The sequence below is a fragment of the Candidatus Abyssobacteria bacterium SURF_5 genome, from assembly GCA_003598085.1.
In the GTDB taxonomy this organism is placed as follows: Bacteria; Abyssobacteria; SURF-5; order SURF-5; family SURF-5; genus SURF-5.
The window spans coordinates 25,850-40,245 of record QZKU01000053.1 but is presented as its reverse complement, the minus strand read 5'-3'; the positions used below and the strand labels follow the sequence as shown (position 1 = coordinate 40,245).

Below are 14,396 nucleotides of genomic sequence, written 5' to 3'. Positions count from 1 at the left end.
TTCCGTGGTCTTCTCATTTCTTCCGTATATCCCGATGTATCACGCTGGCCTCGATCCCTTTTTCCTTGAGGAATCTGCCCATCTTGTTAGCAAAGACAACCGACCTGTGGCGGCCGCCCGTGCACCCGAACGCGACTGTCAAATAGCTCTTGCCTTCCCGTTCGAAGAGAGGCAGGAGAAAATCAAGTATGTCCTCCAGCTTCTGACCGAACTTTTCGCCCGCCGCCGAATCGAGGACGTATTTGGCGACGTTTTTCTGATTCCCCGTGCAGTGTTTGAGAGCGGGGACGTAGTTCGGGTTCGGCAGGAATCTGACATCAAAAAGCATATCCACTTCCTGCGGAACGCCGTATCGATATCCGAACGAGAGCACATTCACGATGATGGGCCGCATCTCATTCGCTGAGAAAATCTTGAAGAGGCGGTCCTTCAACTGATGGATATTCAGGTCGCTCGTATCGACGATGTAATCGGCGAGCCGGCGCAATTTCGCCATCTTCCTGCGCTCGCCCTCGATCGCTGCCGGCAGCGACGTGTGGCCGCTGAGAGGATGCTTTCGCCTCGTCTCACTGTATCGATTGACAAGAACTTCCGCGCGCGCCTCCAGGAAAAGAATCTCGTAACTGAATTCTTCTTTCTTCAGGTATTTCAGCTCATCGAAGAGCCGGTTCAAAAAACCGCCTTCTCGAATGTCGATGCCCAGTGCCACTCGTTTCAGGCGTCCGCCGGACTCCGTGCACACCTCGGCGAACTTGGGGATCAGCATCGTCGGCAGATTGTCCACGCAGAAAAAGCCAAGATCCTCGAGACATTTGATAGCCTGGCTTTTTCCCGCGCCGGAGAGGCCGGTGACAACGATAAAGTGGCTCCGTCTCATAGGTCGAAATCTTCCGAAGCTTTCTCGCCGGCCGTTAGCGCCTGCGTAAGGCGATCGCTCAGAAGCTGTTCGCTATCCATCCCCATCTCCTTGAGTCGATGATTCAGAGCGGCGACCTCGGCGATGATAGCCATGTTCCTTCCCGGCCTTACCGGCACCGTTATCTTCGGAAGCTTCACTTCGAGTACGGTATGTGAATCCTGAGTGACGCCCACGCGGTCATATTCCTTCGAGGCGTCCCAGTCCTCCAATTCCATAATCAGGCCGATGCGCTTCGTGTTCCTGATCGCGCCGACTCCAAAAATATTCTTCACGTCGAAGATGCCCAAGCCGCGGATCTCCATGTGATGGCGCAGCAGGCTTGAGCCTTCCCCATACAGATAACGGTCGCCCCTTCGTCGGATAAAGACGACGTCGTCGGCAACGAGGCGATGGCCGCGCTCGATAAGTTCCAGAGCGCACTCGCTCTTGCCCACTCCGGCGCGTCCCATTATCAGCACTCCCACTCCGTAAACGTCCACAAGGACCCCGTGCAGACTGGTTTCCGGCGAGAATTGGTTGTCGAGAAAGACGATGATTTTACTGACGACTTTTGTGGTCGTCAAGAGCGACCTCAGGATAGGCACCGAGGCGCGCTCCGCCTGTTCGAGGAATTCGTCGGAAGCGGTCAACCCGCGTGTGATAATGAAACACGGGATCTCGTATTTGAAAACGCGCTGCAGCCGCTCGATCAACGTCTTTTTTTCGAGCTGGCGCATGTAGTTTATCTCCGTCAGTCCCATGACCTGCACCCGGTCAAAAGCAAAAAAATCCAGATAGCCGGTCAGAGCGAGACCTGGCCGGTTAATGTCAGAGATCGCGATAGTGCGATCCAGCCCGCTTTCACCAGCTACAATCTGGATTTTGAGGTTTTCTTTTGTCCTCTCGATGAATTCGCCGACACTCAAGCTCTTGATCATGGGAATGACCCCCGGTCATCAAAACGGACGTCTGAGAAGGCCGTATCCGCCCTCTTTCTTTCTGAACACGACATTGACCTCGTCGGTCTGTTGGTTCACGAAAGCGAGAAATTCGCCATCTGATACGTCAAGCTGCATGATCGCCTCTTCCACCGAAACAGGCTTAGGCAAAATCGAGTTGGCTACTGTTACTCGATACTGGCCGTATTGCTCAATCAGTTCTTGCTCGGGCGCCTCGGCGACTTCCTCTTCGAGCTCCGCTGCGGCTACTGCGGGCTCCGCGCCCTTTTTACGCTTGGACTGGCGCACTTTGGTCGTTCGGCGGCGCAACTGGCGCTCGATCTTTTCAAGGGCCTTATCTATAGACGCATACATATCTTCCGTCGACTCAGTGCTGTGGAAGTGGATTCCACTTCCGAGAATGGTGATTTCGGCAAACTGCCGGTATTTTTCAACTGAGAGCACAACGCGTACCTCAATTATGCGGTCGAAATACGCCTTGATTTTCTGCATCTTCTTTTCGATGTGCGTACGCAAAGGTTCGGTGATATCCACATGCCTTCCGGTTATCATCAATTGCATGCCTGTGCTCCTTTAGATTAGTTTCCCGCGCGTCCCGGCTCACATGCCGTTGGTGAAAAAACAAAGAAAAATTCTGCCTATCCGGGAGGATAGGTGAACATTTTTGAAAGAAAGGCGGTCACAGAACTTCCTAACCTACAACAAATTATAGCACTTCCTAAAAAGGCATGTCAATTTGAAACGGTTGCAGAGTGAGGTAATAAAGAACAGGGGAGAACCCTATTTTTCGGGTTTTTTGGGCCGGTACTGCCAAAGGTCGCTCCGGCTCGCCGGCGCCTGAAATTCGAATCGTTCCCCCAGGTACAGTTTGCGCGCTCGCTGATTGGTTACCAGCTCATTCGAGGTGCCTGAGACTTCCACCCGCCCTTCATAGATAAGGTAGGCGCGATCGACTACCTCCAGGGTTTCGCGCACACTGTGGTCGGTCAGCAGAATGCCGATGCCGCTGTTTCTGAGTTTGATGATCAGCTCCTGCAGGCCGGCGACCGAGATGGGATCGACGCCGGAGAATGGTTCGTCGAGCATGATAAAAAGGGGAGAATTGATGAGCGAGCGGCATATTTCAAGTCTTCTTCGTTCTCCGCCGGAGAGTGTGTAGGCAGGCTGCTTGGAGAGGTGAGCGAGCGAGTACTCGTGAAGGAGCGCGTCCGTACGCTCGCGCCTCTGGCGGTAAGAGATATCGGAATATTCCAGGATGGCAAGGAGGTTTTGCTCGACGGTCAGCTTTCGGAAAACCGAGGATTCCTGCGGGAGGTAGCCGATGCCCATGCGCGCTCGCTTGTATATGGGATCTCGCGTGATTACGCGGCCATTCAAGAAGATATCGCCGCCGTCGGGCGTGGTCAGCCCGATGACCATATTGAAGGTGGTGGTCTTTCCGGCTCCATTCGGTCCAAGCAGGCCGACTATTTCGCCCGAACGCAGTTCGAGCGAGACCGAATTCACCACCGTTCGCTTCTTAAAACGCTTGACAAGTGATGTGGCGACGAGGGATGCTTTTGAAGAGACGTTCATTTGGATGCTTGTTCAAAGGTTTTTGGATGGAGAAGGCCTCTCACATTACCTGTGGCGACGACTTCGTCTGTTTTCATAAAGATGGATATCTTATTTGCAATTACCTCTCCGCGCGCATCTTTCACATGAGGATCAATCAGAAGCTCTATCAAGTCGCTGTCTCCCCGATATACCGCCAGTTCGGTGGTGGCCACGGTGCCGGCGCGTTTAATTTTGACCTGTCCCTCGGCCTCCATTCGGTCGAGTTTTTTCTGATCCTGTTTATAATAGATGGTGATTTTCTGGGCCTGAATTTGCGTTTCATTTCCGGCCTCATCCGTCATAATAATGTCAACATCGCCCTCGAACACCTGCGGTTTGGATTTCTGCCGTGTCAGAGTCATCGTTTCCGCGTGAATCAGGCGAAACTCTTCGATTTCCGGCAAAACCGCATCTGCAGGCGCGTCCGTTTGCTTCTGTTCTGCCGCAGCGGCTGCCTGCGACAGAAAGAGCATCAGGAAGCCGAACACTCCCACCCAAAGGCGGATCCTCATAAATTCATCTCCTTCTTGTGGATGACGCCGTTCACCTCAAATATCTTAAGACTTTCGTCCTCAGGTGACAACTCAAATCCTCTTCCCCTCACTACGGATTGGTCGCGGGAAATTCGGACCTCTCCGCTGCCTGACAACAATTCGGTTTTTTGATCCCACTGCAGACTATCAGTGGAAAGAGACATTCCGTCAGAACTACTCACCAACACATTTCCGAGCAACTGCGCGGAATTCGTGGCGGTGTCGTAAGTTCCGGCATCGCCGGTCACTACCGTCGTTTTCCCGTTGGCGGAGAAATAGGTGATCTTAACTTGCTGGAGTTTGGCCGGCCCGTCAAGCGCCTGTTGAGCGCCGGCCGCCGTCAATTCCCATTGCAATCTGCCGTCCTTGTTCTGGGTGTACTTGATATTGCTTAGTTCCTGCGCCAGTTCCTGCATGCTGTTGTCGCCGGGGGCGACTTCGGTCGATTCAGCGGCCAATTTGTCGGGCGCATTTCCGCACGTCGCAAAAGTCGGCGCCAATGCCGCGCTTAAAATTATACTTGCGATCGACAGTATTTTTGCCATGAGCTTATTGTAAACAATGGCTTTAGCTTTAGCAAGCGAGACGGACCTCAGGAGGACGACTTGATATAAACCGGGACACATCCTACGAGAGCGTTCTATAGAGAACAAGAGCGCATGGCTGACCGCTGTGGGCAATATTGATGAGACGGCGTTGAACTCGGCATTACAAGTTCTCTTCAGCCCCTGTTCTTGGCGAAAATGATCCGCAAGCCTTCCAGCGTCAGTAAAGGATCGACGGTTTCAATTTCCTGAGAATGCTCTGCTATTACCGCCGAAAGACCGCCTGTGGCGATCACTTTCGGCGCTCCTTCCATTTCTTTCTTAATCCGCCGCACCATCCCATCCACCATTTCGGCATACCCGAATATCATGCCGGATTTGATGCTGGAAGCGGTGTCTTTGCCGATAACCGTTTTCGGGGCGACCAATTCGACTCGGGGAAGTTTGGCCGTTCTTTGAAACAGCGCCTCGGCCGATATTCCGATGCCGGGGAATATCGCTCCTCCCAGATACTGCGCCTTGCCGGAGACCGCATCGAAGGTGGTGGCAGTGCCGAAATCCACGATGATCAGGGGGCAGCCGTACAGGCTGATGCCGGCGACCGAATTGACGATTCTGTCGGCTCCGACCTCGCGCGGGTTGTCGTATAAAATGGATAGCCCGGTCTTGATGCCCGGCTCGACGACGACAGGCTCGGTCTTAAAGTACTTGTCGCAGACCTCCTCGAGCATGCTCTGCAGGGGCGGGACGACAGAAGAGATGCATACTCCGTCGATGAGGCCGGTGTCCAGATCGGATTCCCTGAAGAGACTGCGCAGAATGACCCAGAACTCATCGCTCGACTTGCGGATATCAGTTGAAATGCGCCAGCTGACGCGCAGGCGGCTATCCTCATAGACGCCCAGAACTGTCTGTGTGTTTCCAACGTCGAGGACGAGCAACATAACTATCGCTCCTTCTCCCGGCTTTCGCCGTTTTTCATATCACGCAGTATCGTGACATCACCATAGGAAATGTGCCGCAGCCGTCCGCCGGCGACTTCGACAACCAGCGAACCGTCCTCAGCGAGATCGCGTGCGATTCCTTCCACCAGTTCATCACGCAAACGGACGGTTACCTGTTTGCCCAGCGTGCAGGAACGCGCTCGCCAGCGATTCATGATATCGATCCCGTTATCCTGTCTGAAGGTGAGATACAGACGGTCGAGCTCGCTCATGACGTGCGTGAATACCTCTGCCCGTTCGAGCCGTTTTCCGGTCTCCATTCTCATCGATGTGGCCAGATCGGCGACATCGGGCGGGAACGTGGAAGGAATCTGGTTGACATTGAGGCCGAAGCTGACGATGGCATACTTTACTTGATCCTGCTCTGCGACAAGCTCGGTGAGCGCGCCACAGATTTTCCTGTTATTGACGATGACGTCGTTCGGCCATTTGATCCGGGCGTCGATGTGATAGGTTTCCTGCAAAACGGCGGCGACCGCAACGGCGGCAAGCAGCGTCAGTTTCGGCGCATCTCGCGGCGGGATCGGCGGCCGCAGGATAATCGAGGTCCAGATGCCGGCGCCGCGCGGGGAGCTCCACGCGCGCCCCAGTCGACCGCGACCTCCTGTTTGCGATTCAGCCACGACGACAGTTCCCTCCTCCGCGCCTCCTGCGGCGAGCGAGCCGGCGGCGTCTATCGTAGACGGTATCGAATCGAAAGAAACAATCGACTTGCCGATCGCCTTCGTATTCAATCCGACTTCGAGAGCGAAGCCAAGGAGCTTATTCGGGCCTCTTACGAGTTTATATCCCCGGTTAGCCGAGGAATCAATGACAAATCCCTGCTTTCGCAGCGCCTCGATCGTCTTCCAGACCATGGTGCGCGAGACGCCGAGCTCGCGGCTCATCATCTGCCCGGAAACATAGGCGTCGCCATGTTGACGCAGCATTTGCAGGATTTGTTTCTCCATATGGTTGCAGACTATCCCACGACGGATTGAAGCTCGAGAGAGACATCCAGGGCGGGGGCGGAATGAGTAAGCGCGCCGATTGAGATAACGTCGACTCCGGCGGCGGCTATCTTCTTGATGTTACTCAAAGAGACGTTGCCGGATGCCTCCAGGATTACCGGTCGGCGCGAATTCCGGGTGATTTCCACCGCCTTGGCAAGCGTAGCAACATCCATATTGTCCAGCAGAATCGCATCGGCGCCGGCTCGAAGCGCCTGTTTGACCTGGTCGAGGGTTTCCGCTTCGACTTCGATCTTACGAAGGTGGCCCGCCAGACGTTTGGCGCGAGCAACCGCTCTCTCGATCTGATTGGAGCCGCTTTGCGAGCCGTCTTCGTGCTGAAAGATCAGGTGGTTATCCTTAATGAGGATGCCGTCGAACAGTGCGAATCTGTGGTTGAACCCGCCGCCGGCGCGGACCGCATATTTTTCAAGCACTCGCAGGCCGGGGGTCGTTTTGCGGGTATCGAGGATTTTGACCGGATAATCACTGACGGCGGCAACGTATCGCGCAGTGAGCGTCGCGATACCGGATAGCCGCTGAATAAAGTTCAATGCGACTCGTTCCGCCTTCAAGATGGGCTGGGCGGATCCCGAGATGCGCGCGAGAACGCGATTGCGGGTGACCCTGGCGCCGTCATCAACAAGCTGCTCGAAGGTGATGCGCGAATCGAGCCGCCGGAAACAGAGACCTGCTATCGGGATGCCGGCGGCGACTCCCGCGGCGCGGCAGATGATTTCACCGGTCGCCAGGGCGTCGGGCGCAATGACCGAATCGGTGGTAAGATCACCGGCGCCTATGTCCTCGGAGAGCGCCTGATCGATTATCTGGCTTACCTGCAGAAGATTCATTCAAATTCTAGACCTTCAGTGCGTTTTTTCTTTTCTGAGGCTTCTGCTCCGTGGAGCGCAATCGGCCCCGCCCGAAAAGGTCCTGCCAGAAAATCAGGATTGGGCTTGCTATGAAGATGGAGGAATATGTTCCCACAGCGATTCCGAAGAAGAGGGCAAAAGCGAAATCGCGCGTGACCTCGCTTCCGACGAAATAAAGAACAACGACGGCAAACATGGTGGTCAGAGCTGTGATAATGGTGCGCGAAAGCGTTTCATTGATACTGCTGTCGACCAGTTTCTTGAAATCCTGTCCGCGCCTCAGGCGCATGTTCTCCCGGATGCGGTCAAAGACGACGATGGTGTCGTTGATTGAATAACCGAAGATAGTAAGCAAGGCCGCCACGACCGGCAGTTGAATTTCTCTGCCGGCAAGGGCGAGCGCCCCCATGGTGATGAGGACATCGTGGAAGACTGCAACCACCGCTCCGAGCGCAAATCTAAATTCGAATCGCAGTGAGATATAGATGAGGATGCCGATTGCCGAGTAAAGGATGGAAAGCACCGCCTTATTGCGCAGGTCTGCGCTCATTGCCGCGCCCACCTCTTCCGTCCGCTCGACCTCGAATGGGTTATTCAGGTTTTGCCGCAGGATTTCCTCGATCTTCTCGCCGACAAGGGCGGCGGTTCCTTTCTCTTCGCTTTGGTCGCCATTAACCGATTCGAGCGATGTGCGAATGAGGATATCCCTTGGGCTGCCATATTGTTGCACAATGGTTTCACCGAGTCCGCCGCTCGTCAGCGCGTTGCGTACTTCGCCCGTTGTTACCGGGTTATCGAAGCGTACCTGCAGGATCGTGCCCTGGGTGAAGTCGATTCCGAAATTGTCGTCGCCGCGCACGGCGAACGTTCCCATGCCGATTACAATTGCAACGAGTGAAACTCCTATTGCGACAAATCTTCTGGGAATAAAGGCGAGGTGTGTCTCACCCATCACTTGCATCATGTTGATTTTCTTGAGCCATTTGCGCTGGGTGAGCAGGTTGAAGATCGTTCGTGTAACAAACAGAGCGGTGAACATGCTGATGAGAATGCCGACGCACAGGACGACCGCAAATCCTCTGACGGGCCCTGTCCCAAACTGGAAGAGGACGGCGCCGGTTATCAACGTCGTGACGTTGGCATCGAGGATGGTAAGGAAAGCCTTCGAATATCCCGTGTCCACGGCCGAGCGTAGTGTTTTGCCCTTCTTCAATTCTTCGCGGATCCGCTCGAAGACGAGCACATTTGCGTCCACCGCCATGCCGATCGTGAGAATGAGGCCGCCGATGCCGGGCAGCGTGAGGGTGGCCCGGAAATAGGAAAGGAATGCCAGCAGCATGAAGATGTTCATGAAAAGCGCCAGGTCGGCGATGGCCCCGGCCGTTCGATAGTAGACAATCATGAACAGGCTGACTATGATCAGGCTTAATACCGCGGCTTTGAATCCCTCGTTGATGGATTCGATCCCGAGAGTCGGTCCGACCGTTCGCTGTTCAATGATGTTCACCGGCGCAGGCAAGGCGCCCGATCGGAGAGCGATGGCGAGGTCTTCCACCTCTTGCGGGGTGAAGCTGCCGGTAATTTGCCCGTTAGTCGTAATGCGCGAGCGGATAGTGGGCGCCGATTCGACCTCCTCATCGAGCACGATGGCGAGCTGCTTATTGATATTTGCCTCGGTCAGTTTTCCGAAGGCGACCCCTCCGGCCCTGTTAAGCTGGAAGTTCACCGCCGGAGCGCCGAGTTCGTCCTGGCTGATGCGGGCATCCGTCAGGTCGGCTCCCGTAACCGGCGCCTCGCGCTGGAGCAAATAATAAAGCTCCTGGCCGCGCTCGCGCTGGCCGCGGAGCGGAGCAAGGAAGGTATTTGATGGGAGATTCTGGTTATACTGCGCAAGCAGATTCTCTCTGGGCGCCGGACCGGCGACGACGATATGAAAAGAAAGCTGCGCGGTCCTTCCCAGAAGATCCTTTACCCGATCCGGATCCTCCACACCCGGCAGTTGCACGACGATGCGGTCATCTCCCTGCCGTTGAATGATCGGCTCGGCCACTCCGAACTCATCAATGCGATTGCGGATGGTCTCGAGCGCTTGCTTGACCGACATCGACCGAATGCCTTCGACGCGATCCTCAGGGAGGGAAACCAGGACCCTGTTTTCAAATGCGGTTACATTGAGAAGGTTTTCGGCGAAGTCATCGACGGCTTTTTCCACCTCGGCGCTGGACGAGCCGGAGAGAGGGATGACAATCCGCTGGTTCTGGACTGTCATCGAGCCGACGATGACGCCGTTATCAATAAAATATTTGCGCAAGTTATTCTTGAGGCGGACGAGTTCGTTGGTAATCGCCGCATCGGAATCCACCTGCAGCACAAGGTGCATGCCACCCTGGAGATCCAGCCCCAGGTTCAGGGCTTTCGTCTTGTCGCCCTGATACCAGCGTTTGAAGTATGTCCCTATCTCTTCGCCAAAGCTTGGATTCGGATGCTCGGAGTCGTAGAGCCGGTATTGATCCATCAGAGCTTCTCGCTCTGACTTGTCAAGCGAGGCCCATTTGAATGTCGGATAGATATACCAGAACGTCAGCAGGACGGCCGCGATGATAATGCCGAATCGCCAGCCTAATTTCTTGCGCATGGAATCCCTCCAAAAGAAAGACCGGACAGCGTCACGTTTCAAGGGCAGGACGTGCTTCCGGTAAAACGAAACCCTGCTCCCATCAAACGTCAGGATCGTCTTAGTCGCACAACGTATGCGGATAATAGAGCAGGGATATTATCTGCTTTTACGATCCTTTTTTCTCGGTTTCCTCCCTTTCTCTCACCGTCGCTATGGCGCCGAGAGTAAACCGGAGATTCACCTTTTCGGCCACCTCGATAATAACATCCTTCTCGCTGACCTTTACCACAACACCGTACAGGCCGCCCGAGGTTATAACCTTGTCGCCTTTTTTCAGATTCCTCAACATCTCCTGATGCTGCTTCTGCTTTCTTGACTGCGGCCGGATCAGCAGGAAGTAGAAGATGATGAACATCAGGATGAGTGGAAACAGGAATCCGCCTATGGGGGAGGTGACGCCCCCCTCGTTTCCTTGTGCGTATGCAAGTGATTGAAACAGGCCTAAGGTCATCGATTCTCTCTCAAAATGGGTTAAGGACGAACTTTGCGCTGATATTTTTCCAGGAAAGAACGCTTAAATTCGCTGTAGCTGTCTGAAAGGATTGCCGAGCGAATATTATCAAGTAATGTTACCATAAAACGAACATTATGTAAAGTGGCCAGCCGCATGGCCGTTATCTCACCCGCTTTGAACAAATGACGCAGATATGCGCGGGTATAATTTCGGCAGGTGAGGCAGTCGCATTCGGAGTCGAGCGGCGAAAAATCCGAGGCGTATTCCGCATTCTTCACGATGACGACACCCTGCGATGTCATCAGCGAGGCATTGCGCGCGTTGCGGGTGGGCATAACGCAGTCAAACATATCGATGCCGCGTTCAACCGCTTCAAATATATCCGCGGGCGGACCGCTTCCCATCAGGTACCTTGGTTTTTGCGGCGGCAACTCCTCGACGGTGTAATCGAGTATCTCGTACATCGTCTGCGGTGTTTCGCCGACGCTCAACCCGCCAACGGCGTATCCCGGGAAATCCATGTCAACCAGACGCCGGGCCGCTTCAATGCGCAGATCGTGAAAAGTCGCCCCTTGTACAATCCCAAACAGGGCCTGCCGGCGATTGTTATGAGCGGCCTTGCATCGTTGCGCCCACTGGAGAGTGAGCTGGAGCGAAGAGCGGGCGTAGTCTTTCTCCACCGGGTACGGGAGGCATTCGTCAAAGACCATGATGATATCGGCGCCGAGGGCATTCTGGATTTCCATGCATAATTCAGGCGTAAAGAAGTGGCGGGAACCGTCGATGTGGGACTGAAAATGGACGCCGTCCTCGGTCACCTTGTTCAGTTCCGCGAGGCTGAAGACCTGGAATCCGCCGCTGTCGGTCAGGATCGGTTTGGGCCAGTTCATAAAAGAATGTAATCCGCCGGCCGCCTGAATGATCTGATGGCCGGGCCGCAAATAGAGGTGATAGGTGTTGCTCAGGATGATCTGGGCGCCCAGCAGGTGCAGGTCTTCAGAGGTGAGCGTTTTCACCGTTGCCTGGGTGCCCACCGGCATAAATTGTGGCGTATCAACTGCGCCATGCGGCGTAATAAATCTGCCTGCGCGCGCCCTCGTGCGGCTGTCGGTTTTTAAAATCTGAAAGGCAAAGTCTTCTTTCATTTTCCAAGGGAGTTGTTTCAGAGGATCAGCATTGCATCGCCGTAGCTGTAAAACAAGAAGCGTTCCTGGATGGCCCTTTTGTACGCGCGCAATATGAGGTCGCGTCCGGCAAACGCGCTCACCAGCAGCAGGAGCGAGCTTCGGGGCAGATGGAAATTGGTCACCAGCGCGTCGGCCGATCTGCATGTGTGTCCGGGATAGATGAATATGTCGGAAAATCCATTTTTTGGTTCAAACAGGCAGTTCTCATTTACCACGGTCTCAAGCAGTCTGAGCGTTGTCGTTCCCACGGCCACTATTTTCTTTTTCCGTTTCCTGGCCTCGTTGAGGCGGCTGGCCGTTTTTTCCGTCAGCGCATAGGCTTCCTGGTGGAGCATGTTCTTCTCGACTTCTTCGTATTCGAGCGGTTGAAAGGTCCCTAGTCCGATGTGGAGCGTGACATACTCGAGTTGGACATCGCGATCACGAAGTTCCTTCAGAAGTTCGGTGGTGAAGTGAAGGCCCGCCGTCGGCGCGGCGGCGGCGCCGACCCGTTTCGCGAAGACTGTTTGATATCTTGCATGATCCGCGGGTTCCGTCCTGCGTTTGATATATGGCGGCAACGGGATTTCACCGATTCTCCAGCACAGCCTCCTGACGTCTTCGACGTAAAACCGAAGGATTTTGGTCTTTCCGCAATCCGCAGCGACCTCCACTGTATCCGCCTGCCGCGCGCCGATAAGGGAGAGCCGGGTGCCCACCTCTACGCGTCTTCCCGGCCGAACGAGAGCTTCCCATTCGCCCGGCTTCACCTCGTTGAGCAAGAGCAACTCGATTGCGGCGCCGGTCGACGATTTCCGGGCTCTCAGGCGCGCAGGGAACACCTTTGTGTCGTTCAGAACGAGAGCGTCGCCCGGTTGGAGATATGTGAGGATGTCGTTGAACGTTCCCACACGAATCGAGCCATCGGAACGATTGATCACCATCAGGCGCGACTGCCCTCTGGTCTGGCGCGGATGCTGCGCGATCAGCTCCTGCGGAAGCTCATAATCGAAGTCGGAAAGTTTCAGCATGAATTTCGTTTAAAGGTTTTGTGACCCGGAACCGGATTCCGAAGAGAGGAACCGCTCGCGCTCACTATAGATGCAGCCGCAATACTTCTGGCGATATAACTCCAATTGACGTGACAGTCGCCGCGTCTGCGGCCAGCCGGGCCGAAAATCCTCATAATAGAACTCGATTGCGCACTCCAGCCCAATGTTCCGCCCGATTTCCCTGATCAGATCGTGTTTCTGATATGGGCTGACCAGCAAAGACGTTGAAAATGCATCGAGATTCCGCGAGCGCGCATGTTCGGCGGCTTTTTTAAGCCGCAGATAGTAACAGGCCGCGCATCGATTCCGCTCGCGATAGGCGACCGCCCTGAAGTACTCTTCGATGTCGTATTCTTCGGCGATGATCGCCGGGATATTCATGTGAGTGAGCAGTGAGCGTGCCGAGGTCAGTCGCAGGTTGTATTCAGCCAGCGGGTGAATGTTTGGGTTGTAGAAGAATCCGGAAACTTCATGTCCCGCTTCGAGCAGGGCGGCGGCCGGATAGGTGGCGCAGGGGCCGCAACAGATGTGGAGTAAAAGCTTCATAGGTGAAAAATTCCAATTACAGATAAAACGAGGAACGGCTTAAAGGGGTGATTGTTATCAGGCTGCGAACCCGGCAAATCTAAAAAAGTTCCTTCTGTTGTGTTCCGTCTTTCTTATGTCCAAGATGCTCAAAGGCGTTTCCGGTCGCAACTCTTCCCTGCCGAGTGCGCTGAAGAAATCCGATTTTCAGCAGGTAAGGCTCGACCATATCCTCCAGGGTATCCACCTCTTCATTTAATGACGCCGAGAGCGCGGTTATTCCGACGGGGCCGCCGCTGTAGTGCTTGATGATTATATTCAGGAACTTGCGGTCAAGTTCGTCAAGTCCTCTTCTGTCTATTCCTTCGAGCTCGAGCGCCTCGACAGCCACGCGCTCGTTCACCCGCCCGTCGTGTCTGACGTCGGCGAAATCGCGCACGCGCCTCAGCAGCCGGTTCGCCACGCGCGGTGTGCCTCTGGAGCGCTCCGCCACCTGGGCTATAGCCGCTTGATCTATTTCGATTCCGAGAATGCGCGCAGAGCGCTCGATGATCAGCGCGATCTCATCGGGCGGATAAAAATCCAAATAGTGATAGATACCAAACCGTTCCCTGAATGGCGCGGTGAGGAAGCCGGCACGCGTGGTCGCGCCAACCAGCGTAAAGCGCTTGAGCTGCACCTTGATCGTCTTTGCGAAAGCTCCTTTATCCACCAGGAAATCGACTTGGAAATCCTCCATCGCGGGATAGATGAACTCCTCGATGATGCGCGGCAGCCGATGGATTTCGTCAATGAAGAGGACATCGCCCGTTTCGAGGTTCGTGAGGAGCCCCATCAGGTCTCCGGTGCGCTCGAGGGCCGGCCCGGAGGTTGCCACCAGCTTCGTTTCCATCTCGTTCGCGATGATGTTTGCAAGCGTGGTTTTGCCGAGGCCGGGCGGACCATAAAAGAGGACGTGCTCGTGCGGCTCCCCTCGCGCTTTCGACGCCTGTATCGAGATGTTCAGCTTCTCGATCACGAGCTTCTGCCCGATGTAGTCCGAAAGCGTTTTCGGACGCAGGCTCCAATTAAACGTCTCGTCGACCGGTGAAACCGGCCGGCCGTCCACGATTCGCTCGCGCGTCAT

The 14,396-nt window shown here is 55.0% G+C and carries 15 protein-coding genes; all 15 read right to left on the bottom strand.

Going from position 1 to position 14,396, the window contains the following annotated elements:
* Nucleotides 1-13 precede the first annotated feature (13 nt).
* The 15 genes from rapZ to ruvB all read right to left on the bottom strand — a co-directional run bounded on the left by rapZ (nt 14) and on the right by ruvB (nt 14,396).
* Nucleotides 14-877, bottom strand: a complete 864-nt coding sequence (gene rapZ / locus C4520_07385) for an RNase adapter RapZ (protein ID RJP22841.1) — start codon at nt 875-877, stop codon at nt 14-16.
* Entirely contained in the window at nt 874-1,836 is a 963-nt protein-coding gene (locus C4520_07380; GenBank protein ID RJP22840.1) for an HPr kinase/phosphorylase, read from the bottom strand. The genes rapZ and C4520_07380 overlap by 4 nt, the downstream gene beginning before the upstream one ends.
* A gap of 18 nt (nt 1,837-1,854) precedes the next feature.
* Entirely contained in the window at nt 1,855-2,418 is a 564-nt protein-coding gene (gene raiA / locus C4520_07375; protein ID RJP22839.1) for a ribosome-associated translation inhibitor RaiA, read from the bottom strand.
* A 219-nt stretch (nt 2,419-2,637) separates the two neighbouring features.
* Nucleotides 2,638-3,432, bottom strand: coding sequence for an LPS export ABC transporter ATP-binding protein (lptB, locus tag C4520_07370; protein ID RJP22838.1), 795 nt, complete (start codon nt 3,430-3,432; stop codon nt 2,638-2,640).
* Nucleotides 3,429-3,965, bottom strand: coding sequence for a hypothetical protein (locus C4520_07365; protein RJP22837.1), 537 nt, complete (start codon nt 3,963-3,965; stop codon nt 3,429-3,431). The genes lptB and C4520_07365 overlap by 4 nt, the downstream gene beginning before the upstream one ends.
* Complete coding sequence (lptC, locus tag C4520_07360; protein ID RJP22836.1) at nt 3,962-4,612, bottom strand: LPS export ABC transporter periplasmic protein LptC; 651 nt, start codon at nt 4,610-4,612, stop codon at nt 3,962-3,964. Before lptC ends, C4520_07365 begins: the two co-directional genes overlap by 4 nt.
* 95 nt (nt 4,613-4,707) lie before the next feature.
* A complete protein-coding gene (locus tag C4520_07355) occupies nt 4,708-5,475 on the bottom strand; it encodes a type III pantothenate kinase (GenBank protein ID RJP22835.1) in 768 nt (255 codons plus the stop codon).
* Nucleotides 5,476-5,477: 2 nt separating this feature from the next.
* Nucleotides 5,478-6,485, bottom strand: a complete 1,008-nt coding sequence (locus C4520_07350) for a biotin--[acetyl-CoA-carboxylase] ligase (protein ID RJP22834.1) — start codon at nt 6,483-6,485, stop codon at nt 5,478-5,480.
* Between the two features lie 11 nt (nt 6,486-6,496).
* Nucleotides 6,497-7,375 (bottom strand): carboxylating nicotinate-nucleotide diphosphorylase, encoded by an 879-nt coding sequence (nadC, locus tag C4520_07345; GenBank protein RJP22833.1) that lies wholly within the window; start codon nt 7,373-7,375, stop codon nt 6,497-6,499.
* Nucleotides 7,376-7,382: 7 nt separating this feature from the next.
* Nucleotides 7,383-10,031, bottom strand: coding sequence for a protein translocase subunit SecD (gene secD, locus C4520_07340; GenBank protein RJP22832.1), 2,649 nt, complete (start codon nt 10,029-10,031; stop codon nt 7,383-7,385).
* A gap of 148 nt (nt 10,032-10,179) precedes the next feature.
* Entirely contained in the window at nt 10,180-10,524 is a 345-nt protein-coding gene (yajC, locus tag C4520_07335) for a preprotein translocase subunit YajC (protein ID RJP22831.1), read from the bottom strand.
* A 20-nt stretch (nt 10,525-10,544) separates the two neighbouring features.
* Entirely contained in the window at nt 10,545-11,672 is a 1,128-nt protein-coding gene (locus C4520_07330) for a tRNA guanosine(34) transglycosylase Tgt (GenBank protein RJP22830.1), read from the bottom strand.
* Between the two features lie 17 nt (nt 11,673-11,689).
* Nucleotides 11,690-12,721 (bottom strand): tRNA preQ1(34) S-adenosylmethionine ribosyltransferase-isomerase QueA, encoded by a 1,032-nt coding sequence (queA, locus tag C4520_07325; protein RJP22904.1) that lies wholly within the window; start codon nt 12,719-12,721, stop codon nt 11,690-11,692.
* A gap of 12 nt (nt 12,722-12,733) precedes the next feature.
* Nucleotides 12,734-13,291 carry a hypothetical protein gene (locus tag C4520_07320; protein RJP22829.1) on the bottom strand — a complete coding sequence of 186 codons (558 nt, stop codon included), beginning with the start codon at nt 13,289-13,291 and terminating at the stop codon, nt 12,734-12,736.
* Nucleotides 13,292-13,370: 79 nt separating this feature from the next.
* A complete protein-coding gene (gene ruvB / locus C4520_07315) occupies nt 13,371-14,396 on the bottom strand; it encodes a Holliday junction branch migration DNA helicase RuvB (GenBank protein ID RJP22828.1) in 1,026 nt (341 codons plus the stop codon).

Bases quoted from the DNA above. Each gene is read 5' to 3' on its own strand.
- lptC (RJP22836.1), bottom strand. From the start codon at position 4,612: ATGTGTCCCGGTTTATATCAAGTCGTCCTCCTGAGGTCCGTCTCGCTT.
- secD (RJP22832.1), bottom strand. From the start codon at position 10,031: ATGCGCAAGAAATTAGGCTGGCGATTCGGCATTATCATCGCGGCCGTC.
- raiA (RJP22839.1), bottom strand. From the start codon at position 2,418: ATGCAATTGATGATAACCGGAAGGCATGTGGATATCACCGAACCTTTG.
- yajC (RJP22831.1), bottom strand. From the start codon at position 10,524: ATGACCTTAGGCCTGTTTCAATCACTTGCATACGCACAAGGAAACGAG.
- C4520_07350 (RJP22834.1), bottom strand. From the start codon at position 6,485: ATGGAGAAACAAATCCTGCAAATGCTGCGTCAACATGGCGACGCCTAT.
- nadC (RJP22833.1), bottom strand. From the start codon at position 7,375: ATGAATCTTCTGCAGGTAAGCCAGATAATCGATCAGGCGCTCTCCGAG.
- C4520_07330 (RJP22830.1), bottom strand. From the start codon at position 11,672: ATGAAAGAAGACTTTGCCTTTCAGATTTTAAAAACCGACAGCCGCACG.
- lptB (RJP22838.1), bottom strand. From the start codon at position 3,432: ATGAACGTCTCTTCAAAAGCATCCCTCGTCGCCACATCACTTGTCAAG.
- C4520_07365 (RJP22837.1), bottom strand. From the start codon at position 3,965: ATGAGGATCCGCCTTTGGGTGGGAGTGTTCGGCTTCCTGATGCTCTTT.
- rapZ (RJP22841.1), bottom strand. From the start codon at position 877: ATGAGACGGAGCCACTTTATCGTTGTCACCGGCCTCTCCGGCGCGGGA.
- C4520_07380 (RJP22840.1), bottom strand. From the start codon at position 1,836: ATGATCAAGAGCTTGAGTGTCGGCGAATTCATCGAGAGGACAAAAGAA.
- ruvB (RJP22828.1), bottom strand. From the start codon at position 14,396: ATGACGCGCGAGCGAATCGTGGACGGCCGGCCGGTTTCACCGGTCGAC.
- C4520_07355 (RJP22835.1), bottom strand. From the start codon at position 5,475: ATGTTGCTCGTCCTCGACGTTGGAAACACACAGACAGTTCTGGGCGTC.
- C4520_07320 (RJP22829.1), bottom strand. From the start codon at position 13,291: ATGAAGCTTTTACTCCACATCTGTTGCGGCCCCTGCGCCACCTATCCG.